This window comes from Leptolyngbya sp. 7M (genome assembly GCF_018128485.1).
The window spans coordinates 4,210,655-4,237,345 of sequence record NZ_CP070897.1; the positions used below are offsets into that span (position 1 = coordinate 4,210,655).

Annotated in this window: 27 protein-coding genes and 5 pseudogenes; 16 read left to right on the forward strand and 16 right to left on the reverse strand. The window is 49.6% G+C overall.

What is annotated here, in order from left to right; genetic code table 11:
- Positions 1 to 45: 45 nt before the first annotated feature.
- On the reverse strand, positions 46 to 243 hold the full coding sequence (locus JVX88_RS21530) for a hypothetical protein (RefSeq protein ID WP_211620152.1): 198 nt from the start codon (positions 241 to 243) through the stop codon (positions 46 to 48).
- Between the two features lie 664 nt (positions 244 to 907).
- Here JVX88_RS21530 and JVX88_RS21535 point away from each other — a divergent pair.
- The 4 genes from JVX88_RS21535 to JVX88_RS21550 all read left to right on the forward strand — a co-directional run bounded on the left by JVX88_RS21535 (position 908) and on the right by JVX88_RS21550 (position 4,625).
- Positions 908 to 1,384: a hypothetical protein gene (locus tag JVX88_RS21535; protein ID WP_211620153.1), complete on the forward strand. Its 477-nt coding sequence runs from the start codon at positions 908 to 910 to the stop codon at positions 1,382 to 1,384.
- Positions 1,385 to 1,481: 97 nt separating this feature from the next.
- Complete coding sequence (locus tag JVX88_RS21540) at positions 1,482 to 2,489, forward strand: radical SAM protein (RefSeq protein ID WP_211620154.1); 1,008 nt, start codon at positions 1,482 to 1,484, stop codon at positions 2,487 to 2,489.
- Positions 2,490 to 2,519: 30 nt separating this feature from the next.
- A complete protein-coding gene (locus tag JVX88_RS21545) occupies positions 2,520 to 2,684 on the forward strand; it encodes a hypothetical protein (protein WP_211620155.1) in 165 nt (54 codons plus the stop codon).
- A 606-nt stretch (positions 2,685 to 3,290) separates the two neighbouring features.
- Positions 3,291 to 4,625 (forward strand): GAF domain-containing protein, encoded by a 1,335-nt coding sequence (locus tag JVX88_RS21550; protein ID WP_211620156.1) that lies wholly within the window; start codon positions 3,291 to 3,293, stop codon positions 4,623 to 4,625.
- Here JVX88_RS21550 and JVX88_RS21555 read toward each other — a convergent pair.
- Positions 4,510 to 4,941 carry an alpha/beta fold hydrolase gene (locus JVX88_RS21555; RefSeq protein ID WP_211620157.1) on the reverse strand — a complete coding sequence of 144 codons (432 nt, stop codon included), beginning with the start codon at positions 4,939 to 4,941 and terminating at the stop codon, positions 4,510 to 4,512. The two genes, JVX88_RS21550 and JVX88_RS21555, sit on opposite strands and share 116 nt — an antisense overlap.
- A gap of 353 nt (positions 4,942 to 5,294) precedes the next feature.
- On the opposite strand from JVX88_RS21555, the pseudogene JVX88_RS44275 reads away from it, so the two are divergent.
- From JVX88_RS44275 to JVX88_RS21590, 8 genes and pseudogenes are all read left to right on the forward strand, one after another.
- Positions 5,295 to 5,372, forward strand: a pseudogene (locus tag JVX88_RS44275) (4-Cys prefix domain-containing protein); the annotation flags it as partial.
- Between the two features lie 36 nt (positions 5,373 to 5,408).
- Entirely contained in the window at positions 5,409 to 6,815 is a 1,407-nt protein-coding gene (locus JVX88_RS21560) for a serine/threonine-protein kinase (RefSeq protein ID WP_211620158.1), read from the forward strand.
- A 228-nt stretch (positions 6,816 to 7,043) separates the two neighbouring features.
- Positions 7,044 to 8,093, forward strand: coding sequence for a UDP-N-acetylmuramate dehydrogenase (locus JVX88_RS21565; RefSeq protein ID WP_211620159.1), 1,050 nt, complete (start codon positions 7,044 to 7,046; stop codon positions 8,091 to 8,093).
- A gap of 116 nt (positions 8,094 to 8,209) precedes the next feature.
- Positions 8,210 to 9,085 carry a tetratricopeptide repeat protein gene (locus JVX88_RS21570; RefSeq protein WP_211620160.1) on the forward strand — a complete coding sequence of 292 codons (876 nt, stop codon included), beginning with the start codon at positions 8,210 to 8,212 and terminating at the stop codon, positions 9,083 to 9,085.
- Between the two features lie 957 nt (positions 9,086 to 10,042).
- Complete coding sequence (locus JVX88_RS21575; RefSeq protein ID WP_211620161.1) at positions 10,043 to 10,603, forward strand: HdeD family acid-resistance protein; 561 nt, start codon at positions 10,043 to 10,045, stop codon at positions 10,601 to 10,603.
- The gene (locus JVX88_RS21580) at positions 10,600 to 11,307 is read left to right on the forward strand and encodes a hypothetical protein (protein WP_225931135.1); all 708 of its coding nucleotides are present in this window, start codon (positions 10,600 to 10,602) and stop codon (positions 11,305 to 11,307) included. Before JVX88_RS21575 ends, JVX88_RS21580 begins: the two co-directional genes overlap by 4 nt.
- An 18-nt stretch (positions 11,308 to 11,325) precedes the next feature.
- Positions 11,326 to 11,763 (forward strand): NAD(+)/NADH kinase, encoded by a 438-nt coding sequence (locus JVX88_RS21585; protein ID WP_211620162.1) that lies wholly within the window; start codon positions 11,326 to 11,328, stop codon positions 11,761 to 11,763.
- The gene (locus JVX88_RS21590; protein WP_211620163.1) at positions 11,763 to 12,188 is read left to right on the forward strand and encodes a hypothetical protein; all 426 of its coding nucleotides are present in this window, start codon (positions 11,763 to 11,765) and stop codon (positions 12,186 to 12,188) included. Before JVX88_RS21585 ends, JVX88_RS21590 begins: the two co-directional genes overlap by 1 nt.
- Before the next feature lie 2 nt (positions 12,189 to 12,190).
- Here the strand turns inward: JVX88_RS21590 and JVX88_RS21595 are convergent, their stop codons facing one another.
- Together JVX88_RS21595 and JVX88_RS21600 are read right to left on the reverse strand one after the other, a co-directional pair.
- Positions 12,191 to 12,550, reverse strand: a complete 360-nt coding sequence (locus tag JVX88_RS21595; protein ID WP_211620164.1) for an MGMT family protein — start codon at positions 12,548 to 12,550, stop codon at positions 12,191 to 12,193.
- Positions 12,547 to 13,182 carry a cyclase family protein gene (locus tag JVX88_RS21600; RefSeq protein ID WP_211620165.1) on the reverse strand — a complete coding sequence of 212 codons (636 nt, stop codon included), beginning with the start codon at positions 13,180 to 13,182 and terminating at the stop codon, positions 12,547 to 12,549. Before JVX88_RS21600 ends, JVX88_RS21595 begins: the two co-directional genes overlap by 4 nt.
- A 76-nt stretch (positions 13,183 to 13,258) precedes the next feature.
- Between JVX88_RS21600 and JVX88_RS21605 the strand changes: the two genes are divergently transcribed.
- Entirely contained in the window at positions 13,259 to 13,546 is a 288-nt protein-coding gene (locus JVX88_RS21605) for a GNAT family N-acetyltransferase (protein ID WP_211620166.1), read from the forward strand.
- Between the two features lie 369 nt (positions 13,547 to 13,915).
- Here JVX88_RS21605 and JVX88_RS21610 read toward each other — a convergent pair whose 3' ends face one another.
- Positions 13,916 to 14,386: a hemerythrin domain-containing protein gene (locus tag JVX88_RS21610; RefSeq protein WP_211620167.1), complete on the reverse strand. Its 471-nt coding sequence runs from the start codon at positions 14,384 to 14,386 to the stop codon at positions 13,916 to 13,918.
- 386 nt (positions 14,387 to 14,772) lie between these two features.
- Positions 14,773 to 15,177: a beta-lactamase hydrolase domain-containing protein gene (locus JVX88_RS21615; protein WP_211620168.1), complete on the reverse strand. Its 405-nt coding sequence runs from the start codon at positions 15,175 to 15,177 to the stop codon at positions 14,773 to 14,775.
- Positions 15,178 to 15,325: 148 nt separating this feature from the next.
- On the opposite strand from JVX88_RS21615, the pseudogene JVX88_RS21620 reads away from it, so the two are divergent.
- Positions 15,326 to 15,807: pseudogene (locus JVX88_RS21620) on the forward strand (IS5 family transposase); the annotation flags it as partial.
- Here JVX88_RS21620 and JVX88_RS21625 read toward each other — a convergent pair.
- Entirely contained in the window at positions 15,776 to 16,171 is a 396-nt protein-coding gene (locus JVX88_RS21625; RefSeq protein ID WP_211620170.1) for a Rho termination factor N-terminal domain-containing protein, read from the reverse strand. The pseudogene JVX88_RS21620 and the gene JVX88_RS21625 overlap by 32 nt on opposite strands.
- 641 nt (positions 16,172 to 16,812) lie before the next feature.
- On the opposite strand from JVX88_RS21625, the gene JVX88_RS21630 reads away from it, so the two are divergent.
- Positions 16,813 to 17,547, forward strand: coding sequence for a DUF2993 domain-containing protein (locus JVX88_RS21630; protein WP_211620171.1), 735 nt, complete (start codon positions 16,813 to 16,815; stop codon positions 17,545 to 17,547).
- A 161-nt stretch (positions 17,548 to 17,708) separates the two neighbouring features.
- On the opposite strand, the gene JVX88_RS21635 is transcribed toward JVX88_RS21630, so the two are convergent.
- From JVX88_RS21635 to apcA, 7 genes and pseudogenes are all read right to left on the reverse strand, one after another.
- A complete protein-coding gene (locus tag JVX88_RS21635) occupies positions 17,709 to 18,056 on the reverse strand; it encodes a hypothetical protein (RefSeq protein ID WP_211620172.1) in 348 nt (115 codons plus the stop codon).
- Positions 18,040 to 19,140 (reverse strand): hypothetical protein, encoded by a 1,101-nt coding sequence (locus tag JVX88_RS21640; protein ID WP_211620173.1) that lies wholly within the window; start codon positions 19,138 to 19,140, stop codon positions 18,040 to 18,042. The genes JVX88_RS21635 and JVX88_RS21640 overlap by 17 nt, the downstream gene beginning before the upstream one ends.
- A 220-nt stretch (positions 19,141 to 19,360) precedes the next feature.
- A pseudogene (locus JVX88_RS44280) lies at positions 19,361 to 19,441 on the reverse strand (PTPA-CTERM sorting domain-containing protein); the annotation flags it as partial.
- A gap of 372 nt (positions 19,442 to 19,813) precedes the next feature.
- Positions 19,814 to 20,272 (reverse strand): Uma2 family endonuclease, encoded by a 459-nt coding sequence (locus JVX88_RS21655; RefSeq protein WP_263975200.1) that lies wholly within the window; start codon positions 20,270 to 20,272, stop codon positions 19,814 to 19,816.
- A gap of 28 nt (positions 20,273 to 20,300) precedes the next feature.
- On the reverse strand, positions 20,301 to 21,902 hold the full coding sequence (locus JVX88_RS21660; protein ID WP_263975201.1) for a sugar phosphate nucleotidyltransferase: 1,602 nt from the start codon (positions 21,900 to 21,902) through the stop codon (positions 20,301 to 20,303).
- A 590-nt stretch (positions 21,903 to 22,492) separates the two neighbouring features.
- Positions 22,493 to 22,699: pseudogene (locus JVX88_RS21665) on the reverse strand (allophycocyanin subunit beta); the annotation flags it as partial.
- A 118-nt stretch (positions 22,700 to 22,817) separates the two neighbouring features.
- On the reverse strand, positions 22,818 to 23,303 hold the full coding sequence (gene apcA / locus JVX88_RS21670; RefSeq protein ID WP_036003991.1) for an allophycocyanin subunit alpha: 486 nt from the start codon (positions 23,301 to 23,303) through the stop codon (positions 22,818 to 22,820).
- A gap of 718 nt (positions 23,304 to 24,021) precedes the next feature.
- Here apcA and hpsE point away from each other — a divergent pair.
- Positions 24,022 to 24,822, forward strand: coding sequence for a hormogonium polysaccharide biosynthesis glycosyltransferase HpsE (gene hpsE / locus JVX88_RS21675; protein ID WP_211620175.1), 801 nt, complete (start codon positions 24,022 to 24,024; stop codon positions 24,820 to 24,822).
- A gap of 19 nt (positions 24,823 to 24,841) precedes the next feature.
- Here the strand turns inward: hpsE and JVX88_RS21680 are convergent.
- A pseudogene (locus tag JVX88_RS21680) lies at positions 24,842 to 25,015 on the reverse strand (GTPase ObgE); the annotation flags it as partial.
- Between the two features lie 56 nt (positions 25,016 to 25,071).
- Positions 25,072 to 26,253: a glycoside hydrolase family protein gene (locus JVX88_RS21685; RefSeq protein WP_211620176.1), complete on the reverse strand. Its 1,182-nt coding sequence runs from the start codon at positions 26,251 to 26,253 to the stop codon at positions 25,072 to 25,074.
- Positions 26,254 to 26,691 lie beyond the last annotated feature (438 nt).

Here is a 26,691-nt window from a genome sequence, read left to right on the forward strand (position 1 = left end):
GATCAAGCATGAACGCATTACCCCCTCACTTCGACTATGCCAGCTTCAGAAGTTGCTAGAGGTGGCGGCAGGTGTGTAGGCTTCCTGACTGCTAGTGCTGACTTTGCCACTAGCAGATGTAGCAATCGCGCTACTATTAGCTCCTGCACCTGCTTGGCTGACAGACGAGTGCGAACTGCTGGATGTACTGCTAGCTCCAGAAGTTGCGATATTAAGCGAGAGACGCACATCCGGTTGAGACATAATTAGAACCTCCTCAAAGCCTGATCCTGCTGCCCATAGTGATTGCTCAAGTGATTGCCCATAGTGATTGCCCATAGTTTGAGAAAATAGCAGGTTAGCAAAAACCTACCGCGCTTCCTTTGGGCAGGACTGGTTGATCGGTTTGGTTGATTATTGGTTGATTAAGGTTGTGGTTGATTAAGGTTGATTAAGTTGATCTACTTAATCAATTTGGAGATCCGTAGTGCAAGCGTCTCGCTGGCGCAGGCAAGATGCCCGCACTGCATCTACCATCTACCGTTTAATCTGGTTGACCTACTGAGTTTGGTTGATTAGTTGATTGAACCAGATAACTAAGCTAGCAATGTTGCCAGTTTGGCAGAATTTAGAAAATTTATTAGCTTCTGCAGGGCAGGCGCTTCACTGATGATGGGCCAGATTCCCTGCTCCTGAATTGATTAAATGACTTAAAACGCACTGAAATCCTGCACGTTACTGACTGTGCTGCCTTGATTTGTGCTTGAGTAAACGGTGTCAGCAAGAAACCTGCCAGTTTGGCAATTTTTACCGCTCAATTCGAGTTATATGGTTAAGAGCAGTAAATATTATCAATCACGAATTGATCGATGACTTTTCTCTTCAAACATCTTCAATTCTTTGAACTTTAGAATCTAAGGAGAAAGTGATGCATCCTACTAACACGATTTTAGAAAAGGTGAAAGGCTTTTTGATCAGACTGGTCAAAGACTCAGCCTTTGTTAATCAGTTACAAACTAGCTCGATTGATCAGATTCAATCACTTTTACACCAGTCTGGATACACGTTTACGAACGCAGAATTTGAAACAGCAACTATCCAGCTTCTAGATCTAAAAGAACGTGATGAGTTTCACGAACTCACCGAAGACGAATTAGTGGGAGCTATCGGCGGGTGGATGCGTCGGTATCCCTATCCCAGACCTTGCCACACTCCCTGCTCAAATCCTTACCCTATTCAGCCGATGTATGGCGTGATCGTGGAACCACCGAGCGACGGATATCCCAGACCAAAACCAAAACCGCTTCCCTATCCCTATCCTCAGCCGATGTATGGGGTGGTGATTTCGCCTCCTGGTGAAGTCCAACCGATGTATGGAGTGGTGATCGCACCAGAAGATGCGTAACTCTGTGAAATCAACTCTGTAAAATCAGCAACGTCTTCTCAAGAACTAAATCATTCTTAAAAATAAACCCTCTCAAACCTAAAAATGAGAATTAGCTATGGCATATCACCGAACTAGCTATGCCGTGTGGGAAATCACTTTAAAGTGCAATTTGGCCTGTAGTCACTGCGGTTCCCGGGCTGGGCATGCCCGCGCCCAAGAACTTTCGACTGACGAAGCGCTGGATCTGGTGCAGCAGATGGCCGAGGTTGGCATCAAAGAAGTCACCCTCATTGGCGGAGAAGCGTTTCTGCGCCCTGATTGGTTGCAAATTGCCGCCGCCATTAATCAGGCGGGCATGCGGTGCACGATGACGACGGGTGGCTACGGCATCTCTTTGAACACGGCCTATAGGATGCAGCAGGCTGGAATTGCTACGGTTTCAGTATCAATCGATGGCTTGGAAGCCACTCACGATCGTCTACGGGGCCGTAAAGGGTCTTGGCAGCAAGCGTTTCAAACGATGAGCCATTTTCGTCAGGTGGGCATTCCCTTTGGCTGTAATACCCAAATCAACCGTTTGTCTGCCCCAGAGTTCCCGCGGATTTACGAGCATATTCGCGATGCTGGTGCTCGGGCTTGGCAAATTCAGCTAACGGTGCCAATGGGCAATGCGGCTGACAACGCCGATATTCTACTCCAACCCTACGAACTCCTCGACCTATATCCGATGCTGGCACAGGTCGCCCTACGGGCGTATCAGGAAGGGGTCCAACTCCAGCCTGGCAATAATATTGGCTACTATGGGCCTTACGAACGACTGCTGCGAGGACGGGGACGCCAGGATGAATGGACTTTCTGGCAAGGCTGTTCGGCTGGGCTATCAACGTTGGGAATTGAAGCGGACGGTGCGATCAAGGGATGTCCGTCGTTGCCAACCGCTGCCTATTCAGAAGTTCGAAGCAAAACGAGTATGAAACCTGATCAAATTGTAGCATTGAGTGAATACCATCGTTTACCTCAAGAGCCTCAAACTTCTGATTTTTATAAGCGCCTTCTGGAAGTAGTCTGCAATAACGCTACGCTCGCCCTCTTCATTATGGACGAGCACCAGCAGTGTCGATAGTTATGCCTCATCCAACAAATCAGAAGCGGATTGACAGAGCAAGATGGACAGATTCTGGCGATCGCTCTAAGTGCCTATGCGAGGGAACTGGATCGACAACGAGCCATTGCCGCAGGGTTTCAACAACATATCGCCAAACCAGTGGAACCAGAAGCGTTAGTGAAGGCGATCGCTAATCTGCTTTCGCATTCCTGAGCGACGCGAGTAAACCCCAGCGGGAATGCGCCTTCGGCGTAGATGAAGGGGGACTTCAATCCCGGATTGGTAGGTGCTGCGCACAGGCTCGCCTCTCCTCCCTTGATTGAAAGGGGGTTAGGGGAGATCTTCGACTTGTGTAGACACGGTAGCCAATTCTGAGGGGAAGCGGCGATAGGTCGCCACTTTTCAACCAGGCTTTTAGCTAATAAACAGTAAACATTCAGAAAAAGCTAAACCCAGCAAAGAAAAAACGATAATAGAAAAGATAATGTAATCAATCATAGCCAGAGAGTGCTTGTGATGTATGATGCAGAAATACATGCTTTATTACCATTTCAACCTAAACTGTCTTGACTCGATCAGCGTCCGTCGAAAGTAGAAGACAATGATGAAATGAAGTAGGTATTTTGCGTTGGCTCAAACTACCAACCTGTTGCCAATCTCCATCTCTGGATAGATTTCTGAATCTACCAAATGGTAGAGAATCTGCAGGGAGGTATTTTGGGGTTGGCTATTAGGGGCTAGCTTTCTGGAATAACTGCGGCTGAAAGGATAGTAGCCCCGCTCAGCCTATAGTGAGTACTCTACTTCGAATCCGTATCTATGTCCGATGAGATGAGCGCTAATACTCCCGAAACTATTTTTGTTGGTAACAGCGAAATGGCAAAGCTGATGCGATCGTATGACTGGTCGCAAACATCACTGAATGCGGTTGAAACCTGGCCCCAAAGCTTGCGCTCGACGCTGGGCATTTGCCTCAATTCCCGTTTTCCTATTGCCATCTACTGGGGGGCAGAGCACTCACTGCTATACAACGACGCTTGGCGACCCATTGTAGGGGATAAGCATCCCTGGTCATTGGGGCGTCCTGCACGAGAAGTTTGGTCCGAAATTTGGGACGACATTGGAGCGGAGCTAGCGAGCGTTTTGGCAACAGGCGAGGGCACCTTTCACAAAGACACCCTGCTATCAATGTATCGGTTTGGCTATACCGAAGAATGCTTCTTTGAGTACACCTTCAACCCAATTCAAGGACAAGCAGGGGTTGTGGAAGGGGTGTTGAACGTTGTGACTGAAACAACCTATCGGGTGTTGAACGAGCGTCGTGCTCAACTGCTGCGGAATATAGCTGCAAAAACCGGAGTTGCTAAAACTGCCGAAGAATCATGTAGTTTGATGCTTGAGGCGTTCAGGTCAGATCCGCTGGACATTCCGTTTGCGCTTCTCTATCTAATTGACCAGGACGGAACGTATGCCCACCTCTGCGGTAGCACTGAGGTTACACCCGATAGCACCATCAGTCCTGCGAGCATCAACCTGACGGCAGCACATGATCCAGATAACTGGTTAATTGCGCGGGCAGTGCAGACAGGCCAATCTCAAACTATCACCGATCTACCCACTCGCTTTGGTGTCCTTCCTGGCAGCCCGTGGCCAGAACCACCGCAGGAAGCAATGGTAGTGCCGTTTTCTGTTACAAGCCAAGGGAAGGTCACTGGGGTGCTGATCGCGGTCGCCAGCCCGCGTCGCCGCCTGGATGAGTCCTATTGTGATTTTCTCAATCAAGTGGCTGGACAGATTGCTTTGGCCGTCGCCAATGCTCGCGCCTACGAAGAAGAACGCCAACGCGCCGAGAGTCTGGCAGAACTGGATCGGGCCAAGACCACCTTTTTTAGCAACATCAGCCACGAGTTTCGCACCCCGCTGACCCTGATGCTCAATCCCCTGGAGGATGCCTTAGCCAACCTTGATGGCCCATCGCCCAACGATCGCGAGCAGTTAGAAATTGTCTATCGCAACTCCCAACGTCTGCTAAAGCTGGTCAATACGCTGTTGGACTTTTCCCGGATTGAAGCGGGTCGGATTCAGGCCGTACTGCTGCCGATAAAGCCACCAAGGCCCCCAGCGAATGTCCCACTAAGGCAATCGGACGATTGATAAACACGCGCCATAATTCGTAGATCTGCTCGACCCACAGCCCAACCTTGTAGGTCGTGGATGCTTTTTCCGAGACGCCAAATCCTACCAGATCAAGCGCATAGACCGGATGGGCCTGACTCAGCGGCAAAATATTTTCGTGCCATTGGGTTAGGGCAGAACCAAAGCCATGTAGCAGCAGCAGGGGAGTGGCCTCTTCACCGGATCGCGCCTGACCGCTCCAGGCAAACGTATAGCGAACTTTCCAGCCGCGCCAGATCCAGTCGCGCTGAAATCCTAGCTGCAAATGCCCCGATTGTAATGGCGTCAACTTCATCACGGTTTACGACGGTTTACGAAATTTTTTCAAGTTGCGTTGAATCGACCAATTAAACCTACAGTGATCCTAGGGTGATTCAAGTGGTTTAAGGGTTACCTTGGGCTTGTTATCTTGGACTGGACTGCGACAGGTTAGAAATTAGGAGTCAGGAGTCAGGAGTCAGAAGCCAGGCTTCCCAGAGCGTCAGCCGACGGGAGTCAGAAAGTCAGTTTGCTATCCTAAACTGGGCTGCGACTGTACTGCAACTGCTCTACTCTATTGCCTGATTGACGTGGGCATAATCGTCACAAGACCCAACTGAGCGCGACCGCGATTCGCTGTTTAAGGATGCATTTACCTTTGAGTTCCCTATGAGTCTTTGCATTAATCCTCACTGCCCTCAGCCCGATCATACTGGGAATGATGGTAGCCAATTTTGTCGAAGTTGTGGGTCTGACTTGCTGTTGTTGGGACGCTACCGAGTCATGCGCCTGCTGAGCGACAAAAGTGGCTTTGGGCGGGTGTATGAGGCGTTTGATCGCAGCACGCCTAAGATTCTTAAAATACTGAAGGAACACTACAGCCATCATGCCAAGGCGGTGGAGCTGTTTCGGCAAGAGGCGATTGTGCTGGGTCAGTTGCCCCATCCGGGTATTCCGGCGATTGAACCCCAGAGCTATTTCGAGTTTTATCCCAAGGGCAGTTCTGATCCACTGCACTGCATCATCATGGAGAAAATTGAAGGCCCCAACCTGAAGGAATGGATGCAGCAGCAGGGCAATAACCCAATCAGCGAAAAGCAGGCTCTCAATTGGCTGAAGCAGCTAGCCGAAATTCTGCACCTGGTGCATGGCAAGAACTACTTTCACCGCGATATCAAGCCAGAAAACATCATGCTGCGGGCCAACGGACAGTTGGTGCTGGTGGATTTTGGCGCAGCTCGTGAGATGACCTACACCTATCTGGCCCAGATGGGTAACACCGGCGGCACCCGCATCAGCTCTGCCGGATATACGCCGCCTGAGCAGGAAAAAGGCCGAGCTGTTCCCCAATCTGACTTTTACGCCCTGGGCTATACCCTGATCTACCTGTTGACCGGTAAGCCTCCCACCGATCCAGACATGTACGACTCTCTGCACAACGAACTGCACTGGCACCGGTTTGCTCCCCAGGTTTCTCCCGCCCTAGCCTATGTGATTGATCGGTTGATTGCGCCTCAGGCCAGTGCACGCCCCCGGAATACAGAAGAACTGTTGCAAATGCTGGCCCGCGTGGAGAAGGCGCAGTCCGAAAAAAAGCCAGCTTCGCCTCAGGCTGTTGTATCGACGCTGGTTCAAGATCAGGCTCGATTGGGTTCCACTCAACCAGGGCCAGTTGGTCTGCGATCCCGCCGCTGGCTCTGGGGTGGAGCACTGGCTCTGTTGCTAGCGGCAGGAGGATATACCCTTTGGCAACTCAAACCAGAACATTTTCTACAGGCCACTCGCACCGAGCAGGCCACTATGCTCAAAACCATAGAAGGACATGCAGGTACGATCCGCTGTTTAACCTTTACACCTGACGGGCAACGGCTGATTACCGGCAGTAATGACCAAACAATCAAGGTCTGGAATGTGGATACTGGCCAGTTGCTATTTACCCTTACCGGCCACACCAGCGCTATTCGCAGCTTAGTGGTCAAATCCGATGGCTCAACTCTGGTTAGCGGCAGTGATGACCAGACGATCAAACTCTGGAATTTGGGCAACGGCCAGGAAATCGGCACCCTCAAGGGCCATACCAGCTATTTGAATGCAGTGGCTATCAGCCCCGACGGACGACTGCTCGCTAGCGCCAGTGCCGATCAAACCATTCGCCTTTGGGATTTGAGCACCAAGCAAGAGCTACGCTGAATTTAAGAACGGCAATCTCAATGAGGCAAAGAAGGCTTACAGAAAGCTTAGGTCAATGCAGGGTGAAGATGCCGCAAACTATGCCAAACAATTGGAAACCATTACGAACGGTGCCGTTCGCAGTTAGATTCGAATCCTGTTTTCGAATAGAATAGCGGAGCTTATCGGGCTCCGCTTTTTTGTTCATTCTTCAGGTTCGGAGGGTTGTTTGCGGGCGCGAGGATCTCTATGTCTCCTGATCCGGCTTATATCCGTCAGAATGTTCTCCTTTCGGAATATACCACGCTTGGCGTGGGCGGTCCGGCACGCTTTTTTGCTGAATGCTCCGATGAAAACGAGCTAACAGATCTGATCAGGTTCGGACAGGCAAATTCGCTCGAGGTTTTTATACTGGGCGGCGGCAGCAATTTGCTTGTTTCAGATGCCGGTTTTGACGGGCTTGTCGTAAAGCTTGGAATTCGCGGTATCGAAATGTGCAGCACCAACGGAGATAAATGCAGGATAACGGCTAGTGCGGGAGAGAATTGGGATGAGTTTGTGGAATTCGCCGTAGCCCGCGGACTTGCAGGTATCGAATGTTTGAGCGGTATTCCCGGCTTAGTTGGAGGTACACCGATCCAGAATGTCGGTGCATATGGTGAAGAGGTCTCAGATGTGGTCGTTTCGGTGCGATGTTTTGATCGAAAGACAGGACGCATTGCATTGCTTTCCAACGTCGAATGTGGTTTCGCTTATAGAAAAAGCATTTTCAATGTGTCCGAGCGGGATCGTTACGTTGTGATTTCTGTTACCTATGACTTGACGATCGATGGGAGTCCAAAAATTGTCTATAAGGACCTTTCAGAGCATTTCGGGGACAGACGGCCGAGCGTAGCGGAAGTTCGTGAGGCTGTTCTCTCGATACGCCGGAAAAAGTCGATGGTCATCGACCCTGCTGATCCAAACTCCCGAAGTGCCGGTTCTTTTTTCAAGAACCCGGTTGTTTCCTCATTCGAATATGAACGAATAAAGATGAAAGAAGGCCGTGATATTCCTACCTTTCCGGTTGGGCCGGATCTCGTAAAGATACCAGCTGCGTGGCTCATTGAAAATGCGGGTTTCATAAAAGGTTTTCGATTGGGGAATGCAGCGATCTCTGAGAATCATTCCCTTGCCCTTGTGAATCGCGGTGGAGCAACGGCAAAAGAGATAATTGATCTGATGAACTTAATAAAGCACGGAGTCTTTGAGCGCTATTCCGTCGAATTGGTGCCCGAGCCCGTATTTCTCGGGTTCTGATCAATTCTCCTTCTGTATTTTGCTAAGCAAAAATATTGCACGGTATTCGTCCTGAGCTTGTATAATAATTGAGTCTCAGCCTCCCAGCTGATCTCATTCCTAGAGGAATTCATAGTATGATCCGGCAAAGAAAATTCACGAATGTTTTGGCTGCGATGTTTGCGGTCTTCTCTATTTTGGTCTCCGGTTTGCCAGTCAAGGCAAATGAACTCGTACCGTCCGAAGACCTTACAGGCGGCGCAAGCGCATTTGTTTTTCGTGGTTCCAGCAAACGTCCTCAGGCGGCAGGAGCATCCGCAGCGGCATTCACTGTCTCGGGTGGGTCGGCTGGTTCACCGGCTGCACGTCGGGCACGCATAAATGCTCAACTCGCCGCGGCACGTAAACGTAAAGCGGATGCTGCAAGGGCTCGTGCAGCCGAGATCGCTCGTATTCGTGCACGTGAGCGGGCGCAAAAGCTCAGGCTTTCGAATACCCTCACGACGCGTGCCGAAGCTCTGATGGCAGATGGAAAGATAGATGAATCGATACCGGTTTTCCGCGAAGCGATCAAGAATAATCCTAAAAACAATGACGCGATCAGCGGGTTAAGTGAAGCCTTGACGGCAAAGGGCATCGAGGTCGCTGGTGAGTCTGGAAATCAGGCCGCGATCGTCTATCTCGACGAAGCTGTCAAGCTTGATCCTAAGAACGAGGTCGCTCTTGCCAAGATCGGTGATGTGCATGACTCGAATGGACGGAACTCGGAGGCGATCACGTTCTGGGAGAAGGCCTTGGCGGTAGATCCGGAGATGTCTTCGATATATTTGCCGTTAGGACTTGCATACCTCGAAGATGGTAAGTATGTCGAGGCTGAAAGCTATATTGACCGAGCCGAGAAAGCCGGCTATTCAAACAATGAGATGCGGATGGCGCGGATCTCGCTTTTTAGCAGCCAAGGCAGACATTCTGAGGTACTCGCGGCCCTCGAATGGATAGATAATTACGAATGAATCCTCAGTCTAAGAATTCAGGTAGTGCCCTTGAATTCCTCTGAATAGCTGCCTGCTAGTCTAAGCTGTAGCCATCTAAACAACGGTCGTCTTCGGGGCGAGGTCAACTGCTCAACTTCACCGGACTAATGCCTAATTAAATCGAACCCATTAAATCGAACTCGTTAAATCGAATCCAGAGCGGCTATTTGGAGGCTTTAGTCAGAATAGGCGTTAAACTTAAGCTTGTGCAAATTGCTCAGCATTTTTTCAGCTTTCTGGTCTAACCGCCTTTTTCTAGTTTTAGATCTTCTGCTACTGCTGCCATTTTGAGGTGCTTTTTTGCTCCTCAATTGCGTCCCTCAGATCACCTGCTGTGGATGCCTAAAAACCTATCAAGCAGATACGTGCTAAGGCATTTCCCCTGACAATCGAGCTACTTTCGAGTCACTATTATAGGGCAGCTACAGAACCGTAGTTTCATCAGCAATCAAAAAATATTGCTGCAAAAGATATCATTATCCGATCTCGTAGGTAAGCAATCAAATAACCTGTAATGTTGCGTAAACTTTACCTCTGTAGTAGTTTTGTAGTAATTTAGGCTCAACTCAAAGTCAACTGAGTCAGAGTCAATTGAGTCTGGGGAAAGCTCAGGAAGTTGAAATTTTGTGTGTAATTCGCTCGCTCATCCATGTTCTTGACGTATTCTTTAACTTAAGAAAATACGTATAGAATGCAGGGGTGTACTATTAAATGTACTAGATAGATGTACTGGAGAAACGTACTAAAAGATAAATGCCGAAGATTGTTGCGTTTCGGGTCTAGTAGTCCGTAATTGTGAAGCAGCTATTGGCAAAATCTAGAGTAGGCGAATAGCTGAGCTAGCTTTTTGCAGTTACCGCTAGCGATTTAACCCATACTCAGTAAAGAATGCTGTTGATTGATAATTGAACCGTCTAAACATAACGAGGTGAATTTATGACGACTGATTTTCAACCCGAAGTTCAGATCAGAAAAGCAACGGGCTGGGTAATTGCCCTCAGCATTGGTTTAATTATTCTCGGCGTGATAGCGATTCTGCTGCCAGGGATCGCGTCTGCCTTTTTTACCTCTGTCATGGCTTGGATCGCAATCATTAGCGGTGCCGTGATGATTGTAGAAGCCTTTCAATCTCGCCCACTGAGAGGCTTTTGGCTGAATTTATTGGTTGGCATTGCCTATGTGATTGCCGGTATTTACATCCTGTTCAACTTGGGGGCGGCGGTAGTAGCCTTGACCTTTGCTTTCGGCATTCTGTTCATTGTGGAAGGAATTTTCACCATTATCATGGCCTTTACAAACCGGGCCGGTCATCACATGTCTTGGCTGGTGGCGTTGAACGGCATCGTCACCCTGATCTTGGGCATCCTGGTGCTGAATCGCTGGCCCGATAGCTCTCTTTGGCTGATTGGTTTGTATGTGGGTATCAGTCTGCTGCTGAGTGGCATCTCGTTACTGGTGGCGGCGATGGCGGCACGGCGGGCGGTCACTAGTGCGTGAGCAGAGCACGGGAAAAAGCATCGATCAAACTTGTGAATCAGGTGCATCAAGTCGGTTTGACCAACGCCCAAACTTTCATGAAGAAAAGCAATAGCATATTCAGTGAGATTTACACACTCGACCCAGTCACCAATTGCTACATCATCGAGATTGGGTTGGATCAATACGCCGACATCTTTGATGAGTGGGATCCAGCTCCTTTTAAGCGGCGATCCCTCGATCCTGATCTGGAGCTTTACCTGAAAGGTAGTTCCGAGGAAATTCCTCTGCGCCATCCGATTGAGTTGATGTTTCTCATGCCTGAAGGCAGCCGCAATGAGGCGCTAGAGCAGGCTGCGCGGCATGGGATCAGGAACAGTATTGCCTTCAAAATGTATCTGCTCAGAAAAGAGCTGAAAAAAACTCAGTTCCGCTTGGTGCGCTATGTTCTGCTTGGGTTTGTGTTTTTATGGGTAGGGCAAATCTTCCCCGATCGGTTCGGAGAAACCATGTTAACCTCACTCTTGGCTGAAGGGATATTCATCGGCGGCTGGGTGTTTCTATGGGAAGCCGTTTCGCTGTTCTTCTTCACCGATTTAGAACTGTATGAGCGCTATCGTTCCTACAAACGCTTGCTGAATGCGCCGGTGTTTTTTCGCGAAGTGTCGAGCCAGAGCTTGGCTGAAATTAATCGCCAGAGTGAAAGTGATATTGAAATAGCCTAACTGATAGCGGAAGGCCGCGTGCTGAACGACGTTGTCATCAACAAAGCCGCCCTTGCACGAATCATCGAGATAGACGTCAAGCTCAATGGCCATTTTGTGAATTCATTCCGTGCCGATGGCCTTATAGTCTCAACACCAACGGGCTCTACCGCCTATAACCTCTCCGCGGGTGGGCCGATAGTTTATCCTTCTATGAATGCACTGGTGCTGACGCCGATCTGCCCGTTCTCACTGACCAACAGGCCGATCGTTATACCTGATACAGCAAATGTAGAGCTTGAGCTCAAGAATGAGAATGAGGGCGTTGTACTAACGCTCGACGGCCAGATCGGTCACACGCTCAGCTCCGGCGATACAGTCAGGATCCGAAAAAGCAGCACCACATTCAACCTGGTCCAACCGCCAAACCGCAATTATTTTGACGTGTTAAGAAATAAGCTGAGGTGGGGCCGTTGATGAACCCACTGCTGGAAAGCGTCATCACTGGAGCATTAGTTGGAGCTTTGCTTCTGGGTGCCTCAGGTATTTGGTTAGGTTTCGGCATAATGGTTCTAACAGTTTGGTGGTCCAGCTGGGTGAATTGGAGTGACATTCTGAGGATCGCAGCTCATTTCGGCGTGAAAGGTGCCGGGATTGGACTTGTATCTGGAACCTTGATTGGGTTCGTCAGTGGTGAGGCTTTGCATCTGATAATCGGTGCGGTCACTGGGTCGTTGAGCATCAGTTTCTTTGGGGCAAAATTAGCGTTCAGCGATACCTCAGGAAGAAGCGTTCAGATCAGGCGAGCTTTCGCTTATGGGCTATGCGGCTTTTTTGTCGGGTTGATCTTAGGTGGGATTTTTGGTTGGCTCGTAGAGAAAAGTATCCAAATCATCTGGTAAAACTAACTGAACAATGAGGGATGTAGCTCCTCTGGTTCTGATCCTTCTGGCCACCAGACGAATTTGTTCAGATCGCATTTACCTTTCGCATTAAATTCAACGCCTTCTTGTTCGAGCATTTGCTGCTGCAGGTTCATCGGAATGGTCAAGCGCCCGGTCGAGCATTTCCCTTGCGAATTGATAACACGCTGCCAGGGCACATTTTCGGTTTCAGCCGCGTGCATAACATAGCCTACCGTTCGCGGCGTGTAACCTTCACCCAAAATGGTTGCTATCTGACCATAGGTCATCACGTGGCCAACAGGTATCTGCCGGACAAGCTCGTACACTTTTTCTTTGTAGGCCTTGTCGTTAACGTTCATCGCTTGATCAAAACGGTTCGGGCCGGGGCGCCGTCGCCGGTCGAGCCTATGTATTTCAGCGGCATACAGATCAATTCATAATCGCCCGCCGAAACCTCGCGGAGATCGACGCCTTCGAGGATCACGGTCTCGTTTTCGAGCAGAGCGATGTGAACGGGTTTGCCCGGGCCGCCGCTTCGTTCGATCGAGAGATAATCGATACCGACGAGCTTGATGCCATTAGAAACCAAAAGCTCGGCGGTGCCAGGAGTGATGTAGGTAAAATCAGTACGGAAGCCGTCTTCGGGAGCTGACCAAAATTCAGAATTCCGAGTTTTGAAAATAATGCGTTCCGCATCGGAAATATCGCCAATGTGTTCCGGCTCGATCTCGCGCACGTCAGGTCCTACGTCTATAACGCGGCACGGGCCGATAAGTTTAGAAAGGTCGAGTTCGTGAACGTGTTTCGTACCTTCGATAAAATGATTTGGTGCATCGACGTGTGTTCCGGAATGAACGCCAAATCTGATCGCCGAAACATTGGCCGAATCGCCGCGAGCAATGGCTTTGAATGATTCGACAGCCGCATCCGGATCGCCGCGATAGATCGGCATATCGCTGCTGATCGCAACCGTTACGTCATATATCTTCATTGCTCAAGAATAATGCAAGCACTTTTCGCGGGCAAAGGACTTTGCTTACATATGAGCTTTGCGTGAAACTAACGCTATGGACATAAAACATTTAGAAAAAGCAGGCCGCGGCGCATTTCTGATCAAGGGTGAGGACGGAGTGCGACTGGCTGAAATGACTTACGTAACTGCCGGAGAGACAGGATTCATTATCGATCACACGGAGGTTGATGAAAGCCTGCGTGGACAAAAGATCGGAGACAGGCTCCTGGCAGAAGCGGTCGGATATGCCCGTGAAAATGGTTTGAAAATATTTGCGACCTGTCCATTCGCGCTCAGAAAACTTACCGGCAATTCTGAATATGCGGATGTTTTTGGGGGATAGGCTAAAAATCGCCCGTTGCTCTATTTGTCAAGATTCATCGTGCAATTGCATAAAGAATCAAATTTTTCACGAAGCCCAGTTATGCAATTGCACATTTGAGAAAGATGACAACAAAAAACTGGGAAAGATATTCCTTCCCAGTCATCACTTCGTCTATTTGAATACAATTTTGAATGATCTTGTCTAGGATTTTGCCTAGTTTCCACCGAGCGCCTGACAGAAGCTAGAAATGCTGTTTGCGGCAATGGGACAACATCTCTCTGCGTTGTTGCTTTCAGAATCGAAAATTTCAGGCTGATCGCCCAAGTTCTTCAATCAGATAACTCAGCAAAGATTTATCAGGCAATCTGCTGATCTCTAACGAAGGCTTCACTGCGTCAAAGCTAAATCTACTTCTGATTCTAGCTTTTGTTTAGCAGCCTGAAATTCCTCACCTAATTTTTGCAGCATTGGCTCATCCATACAGGATTCAACAGCCTCAAATAGCTCACTCTCTTCCTCCTCGATATGATGCAGCATTGTCTCTTGGAGGTAGGTCAACTTGGTCTGGAATTCCTCGTCTTTCGGATTGAGCGATTTCATCTGCTCCAAGAGAATTTTGGCAGAGTTGTGCTCAGACTCAGCTTCTTCTACATACTGCTTGGTTTCCTCATACTCCAGCATTGCTGGATAAAACACCAACTCCTCTGCTTTGGCATGCAGTGTCAGTTCCTTATAGATCTGATTAAAACAGGTGTGAGCTTTGGCTCCCTTAGCCTCTGCCATTTGCTCAAACAGCTGCTCTACCTTTTCGTGATCAGTCTCAATTAAAGAAAGAATGTCTTTCGCTTGCGTCTTCATTTGGGTTCTCCTCAGGATCAAGCAGGTTGATTGCTACCAAAAACTGCATCGGCATACTATTTGAAAGTGCCATTGCCGTCGAGGCAAACCATCATCCTTTTGGTGGAATATCAAAGTCAAGAAGCGATGCCGTACAGGGTTTACTCTGCCCAAAGACAGACGTTACTGATCTATTTAGTTTCTAAGCTTAAAGAATTACACTGAAGCTAGCTCGTTGTCGTTGAAACTACACAGTCGTTGAAACTACAGCGTTCATAAATAGGTTGTGAACAAGGGGGTGTGGGGGCTTCGCCCCCACGCAGGGGTTCCACCCCTGCACCCCGTTCAAACTCAAGAAAGGATGGCTGTAGGCGATTGCTTGTGTGCGAAGGCTGTGGGACTTGCTATTAAATTACCGCTTCGGCAGATGCCTGAAATAGCCCCATGTTTTCAGCTCGTTGAAAAGCTTGGGGCAAGGTTTCCCCCTGGTGAGTTGAAATATGCATCAGCACCATTGCGGCGGCTAGCATGGCATTGTTGCAGTACACCAGCGTGGGCTTAGGTAGCTGATCGATTTGCTTGAGCACACTGCCTGCGGTTTCAGGAGTCATGGCGAAACAATCGATTGGTATATTGATGTAGTGCAATCCTAAACTGGTCACATGCTGTTGCTCGTTGATCAGCAAGTAGGTATCTAGCGATCGCAGATTCAAAATCGCCTTGAAACCATCTTGGGCAAGCTGCTGGAATTGCTGGAAGGTGAGGGGTCCTGCAATCGCAAGCTCATTTGTGATCATCCTGACTGTCTCCATTGGACACCTCCAAGTCAGCCATCGTTGCATCTTGCGTAATTTACTCTCAGAGTAAGCCAACAATTTGAGAAACTTGTGAGGATGCTAGAAACTAGGGCGTGTTTTAAAACTTTGGGAACCCTAGATATGCCGAGTTTAGCCTCTGTCTATGGTACTTCCGCCGACCTCAATTCACCGTCGTGGTGAGTTGACCAACGCTCAATGGCAACGTCTGCAACCCCTGCTGCCTGCTCAGAAGCCTCGTGTTGGACGCCCCAGTCTTGACCACCGCAGCGTCATCAATGGCATCCTCTGGATTGTTAGAACAGGTGCCCCGTGGCGTGAAATGCCTGAGCGCTATGGCAAGTGGGAAACTGTCTCTGGGCGCTTCTATCGCTGGCGCAGAGATGGACTGTGGCATCAGATCCTTTCCACCCTGCAACAGCAAGCCGATGCTCAAGGACAACTCAATTGGCAACTGCATCATGTAGACGGCAGTGTCATCCGTGCTCACCAACATGCAGCAGGGGCAAAAAAGGGGAGCTAGACCCACAAAGCGAGCTAACGCCAACCCAACAAGTGCAGCAGCGAGAAGCGTTGGGCTGGTCAAAAGGCGGCTTTAGCACCAAGATTCATCTGCGTTGCGAAGGCATTCCTCTTTGTGTTCGTTGGGAATGTCCCAATAAGCATAGGCCCACTGGGGATCACGGGGCATGAGTACAATTCGACTATCGCCATAGCCGGCAGGTAAATCCGGCAAGCCCTCATCAACTACCACAAGGGGACCTCCCTGGCGATCAGTTTGTCCAACATCAAATTTTGCTGCTTCCACTTCTGCTTGTGCCTCCAAGGTACGGGACGGACTTGGTGAAAACCGAAGCTGTTGCGCTTCTAGAATTGCCTCTAAAAGCTGGTCTTTCCGCATCCGGCTGTAGCGCGAGATATTCAGCTCACTCGCAACTCGGCGGAGCTGCCGGAGTGTCATTTCTTCTAAAGGCGGACGTTCTGCTGACATAGGGTTAGCCTCCGATAGAGTCTAAAAAAATTGGTCAATGCCAGTGCTTAATCGGATCAGTTTTGCTAAGAGCACCTGAAAACTTTCGGTATCGATCGCTCCTGTGGTTACGTAGCCCGGAACTTGGCCTGAAACTTGATTGAACTGTTGCACACTAATCAACTGCATTCGCCTCAGTTAAGTTAAACGACCATAGCAAACCCGACTTTCCACTCCAGCAACCCTTCTGCACCTGCCAAAGGATTACTCAGGATCACGAACCAGACTAATTGCATTGAGCGTTTGCATTGAGCGTGTGAGAACGATTAGGGATCGTGGGGATCGGTTGTGACCCCATAGTGCAGAAAATCAGCTTGGGAATCAAGGGGCTACTCTGCCTATTCTGCCTGAAGTTACGCAATTATCGGCAAAATGGGGATCGTAATGTCAGGAAATCATGACATTAGCTGAATCGGGGATCACAGCTGATGTCAGGAAATCATGACATCAGCTGAGTCGGTCATAGTCAGATAGACATTTAGACGGAAGCTGAGTAAGATTACCCAGTAGTTTGAGGGTTGAATAGCTGCTTGATGACTGGGAAAAATCAATTGTTAAAAAGCGAATCGGATACCCACCTACACCTGGCTAGCGGCAGTCAGATGATTGGGAAAGTTCTATCGCCCGCGATTCGACTTTGGCTACGCTCGCAGGTTGAGGCAGTTGCCGTTCTGGACTTTCAGATCGAAGGGCGCGATCGGCAGATTCTGCAAGGCATCATCCCACATGTGGTCGTCCGAGCTGAGCAGGTCATTTATCAAGGACTACACCTGAATCGACTTAATCTAAGTGCCGCCCAAATTCGGATCAACCTGGGCCAAGTCTTGCAGGGAAAGCCATTGCGGTTGCTTCAGGTCGTTCCAGTACAGGGAGAAGTCAACCTAACCCAAGCAGATCTGGAGGCATCCCTGGCTGCTCCCCTTCTAAAGCAAGCGTTGGCCGAAATTCTGCAACGGATTTTGCAGCAAGCCCACAGCACCGAGCTTCCTGACTTGGCTCTCCTGCAAGCGGCTCCAATCCAATTACAGCAGCCCCAGCTTTGGCTCCAATCCAATCGCTTCTGCTTGATTGCCGAAGTCAGTACAACCTCTGACCAGCGATGGCAAATTAGCCTCAGCACCTCTCTCCAACTAATTCAGCCTTCCTGCCTTCAGTTAACAGAGTTAGAACTTCAGTATGCTGCGGTCGATTTAGCCACCAGCATTCAGCCAGCCCCCACCAGAATCCAAGAACCATCCCTGGCAATCGACCTTGGCCCAGAGGTAAACCTACAACAGCTCCAAATCGAGACTACGGGCATCACCTGTCGGGGGCAAATTAATGTTGTGCCTGGATGAGGGGGAATAGGAATCAGAAGAAGATAGCAACCAGGACATGAAGTGAGAAAACTCCTGGTGCTTCCCTAAAGTCTGCTTCCAAATTGGGATAGGACGAAACAGGCTAGACCAGTAACCTATACCCATCAAGCTCCTGCTTCTAGCTTCTGGCTCCTAACTTCTTAAAAGTTATTTTTCAAAAGCAACTCAAACTCTGCCCGGAGGGCATCTAGGTCTGCTACCCTAGCCACCAGTAGATTTTGGGTGCCAGCATCCCTGAGGCGCTGTTTCCAGTGACCGATTTGTTCAGCGTTGTTGAGCCAGAAGTTAATCACGGTATCAACGACTTGGTCTAGATGCCAACCGCGCCGCATGGGTAGCGATTCAACCGATTCAATGAAGGCATCCAGTGTACATTGGTAGGTGCCTAAGTATTCAGCACCAGGATGGGGATGGGCTTGAATTTCCTGCTGATGGCTGAAAAACGATAAAACTGGGGATACGCCTACAATTTCAAATGAGTACTTCATTCAACTGCTGAATTGTTTTGTTATATTCCAGAATGCAATCATCGATAAAGATAGCATCCTGCATTGTCAGATGCTTACCTGTTTCAATTGCAAACTCTTCTTCAAAGGGAAAGTAGGTGTAGTATTTGTAGTAGAGCCAATCGACTTTTCTAGCCTCAGATTTTCCGTTCACACAATGCTCTACTTCACGAGTTACAATGGTTGTTTCACCGACTCCCTTGGCAAACGGAATCACTGTTACCATTGGAATATTAGCAACAAACACCTGCCATTCCTGATACTGGTTTTGCTGCATCCGATAATCAACTCGCTCTAATAACTCTGCGTATTCTGCCGCAAAATCATTAGGATGCCACAGATTCCATCCCTTTTGCCAGCGTTCTGGCTGTGATAACTTATGAACCGGGATATCGGGATGATTGGGTGTCAGTTTGATATCTAGCCCTAGCACTGTACCCAATGCGTTGTTGTTTCCCAACCACAAAATTAAATTTTCGACGCCTTCCGTTTGGGCATGATGCCCCAACCAATCAAGCTGGCTGTACTCCTCGGTTTGATTTACGTTGGGTTTGAGAACTCTGAGAGCAATCCGATGAAATGCAGCATTTGCTCCCTGCATGAAGTTATTGCCGCGATCTTGCTTTTGTTTAGCAATCTCTTGCCGACACAGCTCTGGAGTCACAAGCCAAGCATCTGCGGCACTAAAGCCCTGAATTGCTACGTTGTGGAAATGATCGACTCCTCGATGGTGATAAGATTGATCTTCCTTTCCCTCTCCGCGTTCGTAATATTGCTCTGATTCGTCCAGAACGCTGTCGAGTGTGAACAGTGCCGTTGCCCATTCAATGTCTCGAATATCTGAACCATAACGACGTTCCAACCGCCGTAAAATTGCCTCGATGTTGGTTTTCGCCCCGTTTGCTTTCCACTCTGGATAGAAATAGTTGGCAACATCGGTCATCCTGCAATCTGGATGTAGTCCTAGGGCTTGAGCCAGTAAAGTCGAAAAACAGAGATCTGTGCGAGCTGCTGCCGCAGACATAAAGCCTTGAGCAACGCTGTCGCCAATTGTAAATAGTTTCATAGTTCAGTGACTTGGTTTATTCAAGATCAATTGTTGCTGCTACCTGCTCATGGAGCAGAGTGAACAATACCGTGTTGATTTCACGCCCCATCGGGTGAGGCTCCGTATAAAGTTGGTTCAACTCGTTTTGGAAGAGCAGCAAAGCCACCTCAATTTCAATCGAATAGGTAGAGCACCCTTTGGTAGGTAAACTAAATTTCAACAAACGAACTTGCTACTGCTAACTTTGCGCCGTTTCCGCTGCTTCTTGTCCCTGATTCTGTTTCCGCTTCCGCAGTGCTGCCATGCCGAGGCCGACTAAGCTTGAGAGTTGGCGCTCTCTTTTGTTACGCTAAATAAAAGGCAGTGCAGCCGTTGTAACGCCTATCAAAGGAACAATGCCCGATAGAAGTGGCGAGTTGTGCTTGAGCCAGAGCCGGAGACCGGAGATTGGGCAGTGTGGTGTCCAGAGCTACCAGGTTGCTCTTCAGCCGGAGAAACCGAGGAAGAAGCGCTCAGGAACATTCAGAGGCAATCGTGCTTTACCTTGACCCTGCACCCGTAGAATTATTGCCTGGATCGGTGGTTCAAGAGGTTATCGTTGGATGAGCCGGATTAGACGCATAAATGCAGATGGGCGTATTCTCAAGCAGTACCAGTTTGAACTGGGTTGCCTGACTCGCCATTTCCCTTGTCAATCAAACAAAATTCCAGCTAGATTTAGCACAAATCCAGGTAGCACTTCTGGAGCCACCAGTTCCGTCGGTTGGAGCAACACTTCTACGGGATGGTTTGCCCGATACACCTCAACCGTTTGCGTTTCGGGATCAATCAGCCAGCCCCATTGCAATCCGTTTTCCAAGTATTCCTGCATCTTTAACCGCAGATCTTCGATTTCATCTGAGGTGGATTTCAACTCCACCACAAAATCCGGGCAGAGAGGCACCCATCGTTGCCGTTGTGCTGGCGTCAGCCTTTCCCAGCGAGATTGGCAAATCCAGGCGGCATCAGGCGATCGAATGGCTCCATTGGGTAGTCGAAAACCAGTCGAGGAGTCATATAAATGCCCCAAACGGGCTTGACGATTCCACAACCAAAGTTGTCCATTCAATTCGGCATTACGCTCGCCTGTTTCGCCTCCCGTCAGAGACATAACCACTAAGTCTCCGTGGGCGGTGCGTTCAGATTTCGGTGGCTTGAGAAACCGTAGAGACATTGCCGATTTCTTGGATTTGGGCACGACGGAAGTCTTCTTTGAAGTAAGCGCCTTCGATTTTCTTTTCCCGCCCTTTGCTGAGGTTGATGCCCTTGTGGTCAAAAAATTCAATCAAGATATGATCCGGTCGTTCGGGGTGAACCCGTACATGGATGCCGCTGGCCACAGCTAGGGTAGGAGCCGCCGAGCGAGCCACTGGAATCGCAGTTGCCTCCAAATTTTTGACATTAATTCCCACCGACATTAAGCCCGCAATCAGCGAACGGGACACCATGCGCGAAATCGGGCGCTGGTCCCGCGAAACCGCTACATAGGAACCCGGCTTCAGCGTGGACCCAAAGGCCGAGCCTAACCGGACCGCAAACTCCGGCGTAATATCTACATTCGCTAACCCAGAAACGCCGCGCAGACCAAACAGATTCCGGTGGGCCGCCTGTCCCCAGATCAGGTTCATATTCAGAATGGCCCCCGGCTCGATCTTTTTACTGGGCCAAACCCGCACATTTGGGCTAATTTGTGCTTCTTCACCCACCGTGGTCAGTGAGCCAACAATCGCGCCTTCCAACACATGCGCGCGCCGATCGACGCGAGTTCCCCGCGCCGCTACACAGGCCCGCAGATGGGCTTCCTCCCCGACCAATACCCCATTCCAGATAATCGGACGCTTCAGGTCCGCGTCAGCACCAATTTGAACGTTATCGCCGATTACCGTACCAGAGGCAATCTGTGCCCTCGCACCAATCCGGCAGTTGTTGCCAATCAGAGCTGGTGTTTCGATGCGGGCCGAAGAGTCAATGTAGGTATTCTGCCCCACCCATAACCCTGGTGACCGTTCGATATAGTCAAACTCTAGCTTGACTCGTTGATACAGAGCTGCGTACTGCGCTTCTCGGTAGGCGTCTAGATGACCAACATCGCACCAATAGCCCTGCGCCACATAGCCATAGATCGGGTCGCCTTTTTCCAACAGTAGCGGAAACAGGTCTTTGGGAAAATCAGCCTCCTGATCGGCGGGCAGATAGTCCAGCACATCGGGTTCCAGGATGTAAGTACCGGTATTGACCGTATCGGAAAAGATCTCGCTACTAGAGGGCTTTTCTAAAAATCGCTTGATTCGCTGTTGCTCGTCAGTAATCACCACGCCAAACTCAATCGGGTTGGGGACACTGGCCAAAATGATCGTGGCCTTAGCCTGACGTTCTTTGTGAAATCGAATTGCTGCACTCAGGTCAAAGTCAGTAATGCAATCGCCGCTGATTACTAAAAAGGTATCGTCTAACAATTCGGCTACGTTTTTAACACAGCCTGCGGTGCCCAATGGCTGATCTTCTTCTACGGCATAGGTCATCTGCACGCCAAAATCGCTGCCGTCCTGGAAGTAGTCCCGCATGATGTCGGGCAAATAGTGCAGCGTGGCAATAATTTCGGTGATGCGATGCCGCTTGAGCAAATTCACGATGTGCTGAGCGATGGGGCGATTCAAGATGGGCACCATCGGTTTAGGTAAGTCACAGGTTAGGGGCCGTAGACGTGTCCCTGATCCACCCGCCATCAGCACTGCTCTCATAATTCCTCCTTCTGATTGACCCTTCTCTAATCTACCAATCGCGTTTTTATCGCTCTAGCTCCAGCTTCAGTCTCCTACGGAAGCCAATTTTGCCGTGCTTCCCCAAGGAAGTATTCAGCTTGGAAAATAATGAATAATTATTACGAAGCGGTTTGTAAACGGTTGATTGCACAGGTTGATTGCACTCTCGAAACGTTCAGCGGCTAAAAAATGAGGTGAAATCTATGGCATCTACGACTCGGTTTGACCATCCAGCTCATGAAGCTACCTATACCGACCATACTTTGACTTGTAGCAGGACTTCGGTGGGCTACTCTACACTTGAAGAAAAGCTTTAACTTCTGAGTCAGCCAGAGTTTGCAAAAGTTTATGTCTGGTTACTTAACTAGAAAATGGACTCAAGCATCAAGCTGATTCAATATCCCCAGGATAACGATTTAGGAGATAAACCTTCATGGGCAACTTGCTTCTTTTGGTGGTAGTCATTGTTTACCTCGGCGGCGTATGGAAGTTCTGGACTGGCTTTCACCGCACCAATTTTTCTAATGGTCGTCCCTACTTAGCCTTGCTGTGGCCGGTTTTGATGGTGAACCGTTCCTATCGGCAAAATTTCCAGCGAGCGCTGAAGGGATAGGTTCACAAACAATGGCAGCCGCATTAGCGCTAATCGCCGTTGCAGCCCGAACACGTAGCTCACCGCTGGAGAAGTAGCTCTTGAGCTTGTCCATAGCGGTGCTGTCCAGGTACTTGCCCTGAACGTCAGCAGAGTTGATAACAGAGGTAATTGCGTCTTGCATGATTTTGATTCCTTAGATCAAGTCGTTGTCCACAGTTAAAAAAGTTTTAAGTTCTAAGTTTTAAGTTTTGAATTGAGTTAACTCAACACTCAAAACCCAACACTCATCACTCAGTCTTTTACTGCATTGCACCGATGACGTAGTCAAAGTAGGTGCCTGCTTCAGCAGCATCATCGCCAGACAACAAGGAGGTTGCAACGCTCTTCATGGCACGAACGCCTTCAGCCACTGCATCGATGGGAGTACCGAGGGACTTGTACATTTCGCGCACGCCAACGATACCGATTTCTTCGATGGGAGTTACGTCGCCAGAAACCACTCCATAGGTGATCAGGCGGAGATAGTAGTCGAGGTCACGCAGGCAGGTAGCAGTCATTTCTTCGCCGTATGCGTTACCACCAGGGGAGACCACATCAGGGCGCTTTTGGAACAACTGATCGCCAGCTTGCTTGACAATCCGCTCGCGGGAATCAGTCAGAACTTGCGCAATCCGAAGACGACGCTCACCAGAGGTGACGAAGCCCTTGATCCGATCCAATTCACCGGGGCTTAGGTAACGGGCCTCGGCATCAGCGTTCACGATTGACTTCGTGACAATACTCATCGATGGATTCCTCCGAAAAGCAAAATGTAACCAGAGATGATTAAACTTGCGTTCACCATTGAGAATGACGGAATCTAAGGCAGTTAGAGCTACACCACAACCCAGGTGAATTCGTTTGGCTGCTAGCTCCGCTCAAATCTGACGTCCTTGCCAACTTGACTTTACAGCTTGACATTTCTGCCAAATGTGATAGGAATTTGCAACCTGCCTCGACCCTTCATCCGCGGAATATGGTCTGAACACAGCCATCTTCCGGAAACATTTTCCGGCATTCAGTTCACATTCTTAGGCGGTTCGCAATATTTTGTAACAATATTCCTCAGTTAACGCGGCAAAGGCGTTAGCTAAGTTTTCAAATAGTTACAAATACTCATCAAGATTGTTCTGGGATCTCTCAGACTGCTGCACCTGCTTCGGCAGTCAACTTGATCCACTTTTGTTAACCCAGAGCTAAACCTGGCATCAAACCCGGCCTAAATCTGGCAGCTTACGGCTCATACTCTGAATCGGCTGCGGCAATAGCGAGAACTGCGGGAACACTAGATATCAACCCTAGAACTGAATCAATCTGCTCGATGTCTAAACATCAAGCCATTCCTTGTTGAACTCAGCGCAGTTGAACCAATTAGTTGAACCAACTAGAAGACTTGTCGAACTTGATTGAATCGACTTGCGGAACCATACAGCCGAACTATCCAAAAGCAGCCAGTAACAGGACATGATGGACTTCACCGTCGCAATTCCAACCTATAACGGCGAACAACGCTTGCCCGATGTTTTGAGGCGATTACAAACCCAAACTGGGCTTGAGGCAGTCGATTGGGAGGTTTTGGTTGTAGACAACAACAGCCAGGATCAGACTGCCGCAATTGTTGAAGCGTTTCAGACCACGTTCCCTTGTCCACTCCGCTATTGCGTAGAACGCCAGCAAGGCGCGAGCTATGCTCGCCAACGAGCGGTCCGAGAGTCCTACAGTGAGTTAATCGGATTTCTCGACGACGACAATTTGCCCGATCCAGGCTGGGTGTTGGCGGCCTATCAGTTTGCCCAGCAGCATCCTCGAGTTGGTGCCTACGGCAGCCGGATTACTGGCGAGTTTGAAGTGGAACCACCGGCTCATTTTCAGCGCATTGCCCCCTTTATGGCGATCGTAGAGCGAGGTTCCCAACCCCATCGCTATGAGCCTGAGAAAAAGCTACTGCCCCCTTCGGCTGGGTTAGTGGTGCGCAAACAAGCTTGGCTGGCTCATGTACCAGAGCAAACCCTATTGAACCGTTTGCACTTCAAGCGATCTGACGGTAATGATTGCAGTGAAGATATCGAGGCATTGTCCTACATTCAGCAGTCAGACTGGGAGATTTGGCACAATCCTGAGATGCGCATTGCGCACAAAATTCCGGCTTGGCGATTAGAGCGTCACTATTTGCTGCCGCTGTTTCGCAGTATTGGTTTAAGTCGCTGTGCGACGCGCCTAGTGAGTATGATTTGGGGCCGCCGCGTTTACCGTCCTCGGCTTTGAAGCAGTGGGCGTATCTGAAGTCCAGCAGGGTTTGCAGATGCTCAACCGCAACCAGCACTACGGAGCCGCCGTGGCCCCCATTACCGCCTGCTGGACCGCCCGCCGGCACATATTTCTCCCGGCGAAACGCCACTAGGCCATCGCCGCCTTTGCCTGCCTGCACTTCAATTTCAGCCTGATCAATAAATTGCATTCTCTTCTCACCTCCACCTTTAGATGGTAGGCGATTCCCTTCCCAACTGCATGGGCTTAAACGCGGGTGAGAAAGAGCGCTCGTTCCTCGTTGCGGCGGCGAACCAACCCTGGCAGAACCTGCCCACCGCCGTAAACCCAGCGAGAAAACTGATTGGCCGCGCCTTGATAGTCTCTCTGGTTCAGCAGCGAAAGCATGGTGGATTGGGCGAATGCACCGGATCCTACATTAAAGGTGAAGGACACCAGCGCCGAAAATTGATTTGAGTTGAGCGGTACCTTGACCAGATTGCGCACGGCTTTTTCAAACCGCATCAGGTCTTTTTTCAGCAATGCTTCCGCCTCGGCCTTGGTGATCACATCTCCTGGCCCCACCTCTGGCCCCGTATGCCCATAGCCAATCGTCCAAATCCCAACCGGATCGCGATAGGCTTTCAGCACTAATCCTTCAAATTTCTTCACTAGTTCCAGTCCCTTTTGATTGATCCGACCTAGTTCCGAGGAGCCACCGGGATTCGGAGTCGTGACATTATCGGCCCGGAAGGCAGCAGCCCAAGTCGCAGGGCCGACCATGCCATCGACCTGCAATCCCTTTTCGCGCTGAAACTGGCGGCAAATTTTGTCGCTCTGCGGCCCGTAGAAGCCATCAACCTGAATCGACCAGCCCCGCTCTTGCATCCGTTCTTGCCATTGTTTAGCGGCTGTATCGAACTTGAGGGGTGCACCGGGCACATACTTCAGCACTCGACCTGGATAGGGCAAGCCTACGGCTCTTTGACGAGTAGCAGGACCCAAGGGGCCAGTCTTCTGACCATCTACTGCAACTAAGGCATTGCCCTGCTTCACACCAGTTAATGGATCCTTCTCAGCATCTTTGCCTGAAGCAGCACTATTGCGTCTTCTCGGTTTAGCCGCGTCTGTTTCCTCGGATGGAAGCAATGGATCACGGTCTGGACTGAAAGAATCCGCAGAAAGTGGATTGGACCTTTGACCAACTGGCTTACGAGCATGAGGTTGGGCAACATCCGAAATGTCAGCGGCGTCGAGGTGGAGTGATTTGCTTGAGCGGTTGAGTGGAGAAGGCAGCTCAGCAAAAGGCGATTTCTCCAACGCATGGGATTGATTGGGTTGGGGTAAGCGGGTTCCTGGGTTGCCCAATAGACCACCCAGAAGGCCATAATGGGCCGTAGAGTCGGGGCCTGTGAGAATCAGAGTTGTGCTAGTTGGAAATTCGACCATCTTCAGAGACTCCTTGATGCAGCATCAAGGAATACTTACGGTCCCGGAATGATTAAACCGCAAGATTCGCTTCCTGGCTGCAATTACGTTTTAAGAACCGTTGTAGAGTGCCCAGTCAATTGGGTTTGGTCTCAGGGTTGTACAAAACTTCAAATCAGAGCACGTTAACCAGGCAAGCCCTGTATGAAATAGAGGTGTAGGTCATTTCTTGGTTATACTGCTGACGGATTGAAAGCGGTAACGTCAAAATATGATGAAAGAGCGTAATGTTTACGGTCTTTAGATGATTGTTTCAGTAATATTACCCAATACCCGATCCGTGATTCGGGAGTTGTGCGGCTTGAATTTTAGGGAACTCTACAAAGTAAAGTTCTGCTAATTCAGTCCATGCAGAGATATACCTAGATGATAAAGGTAGTCCTATTCCCATATGATCTG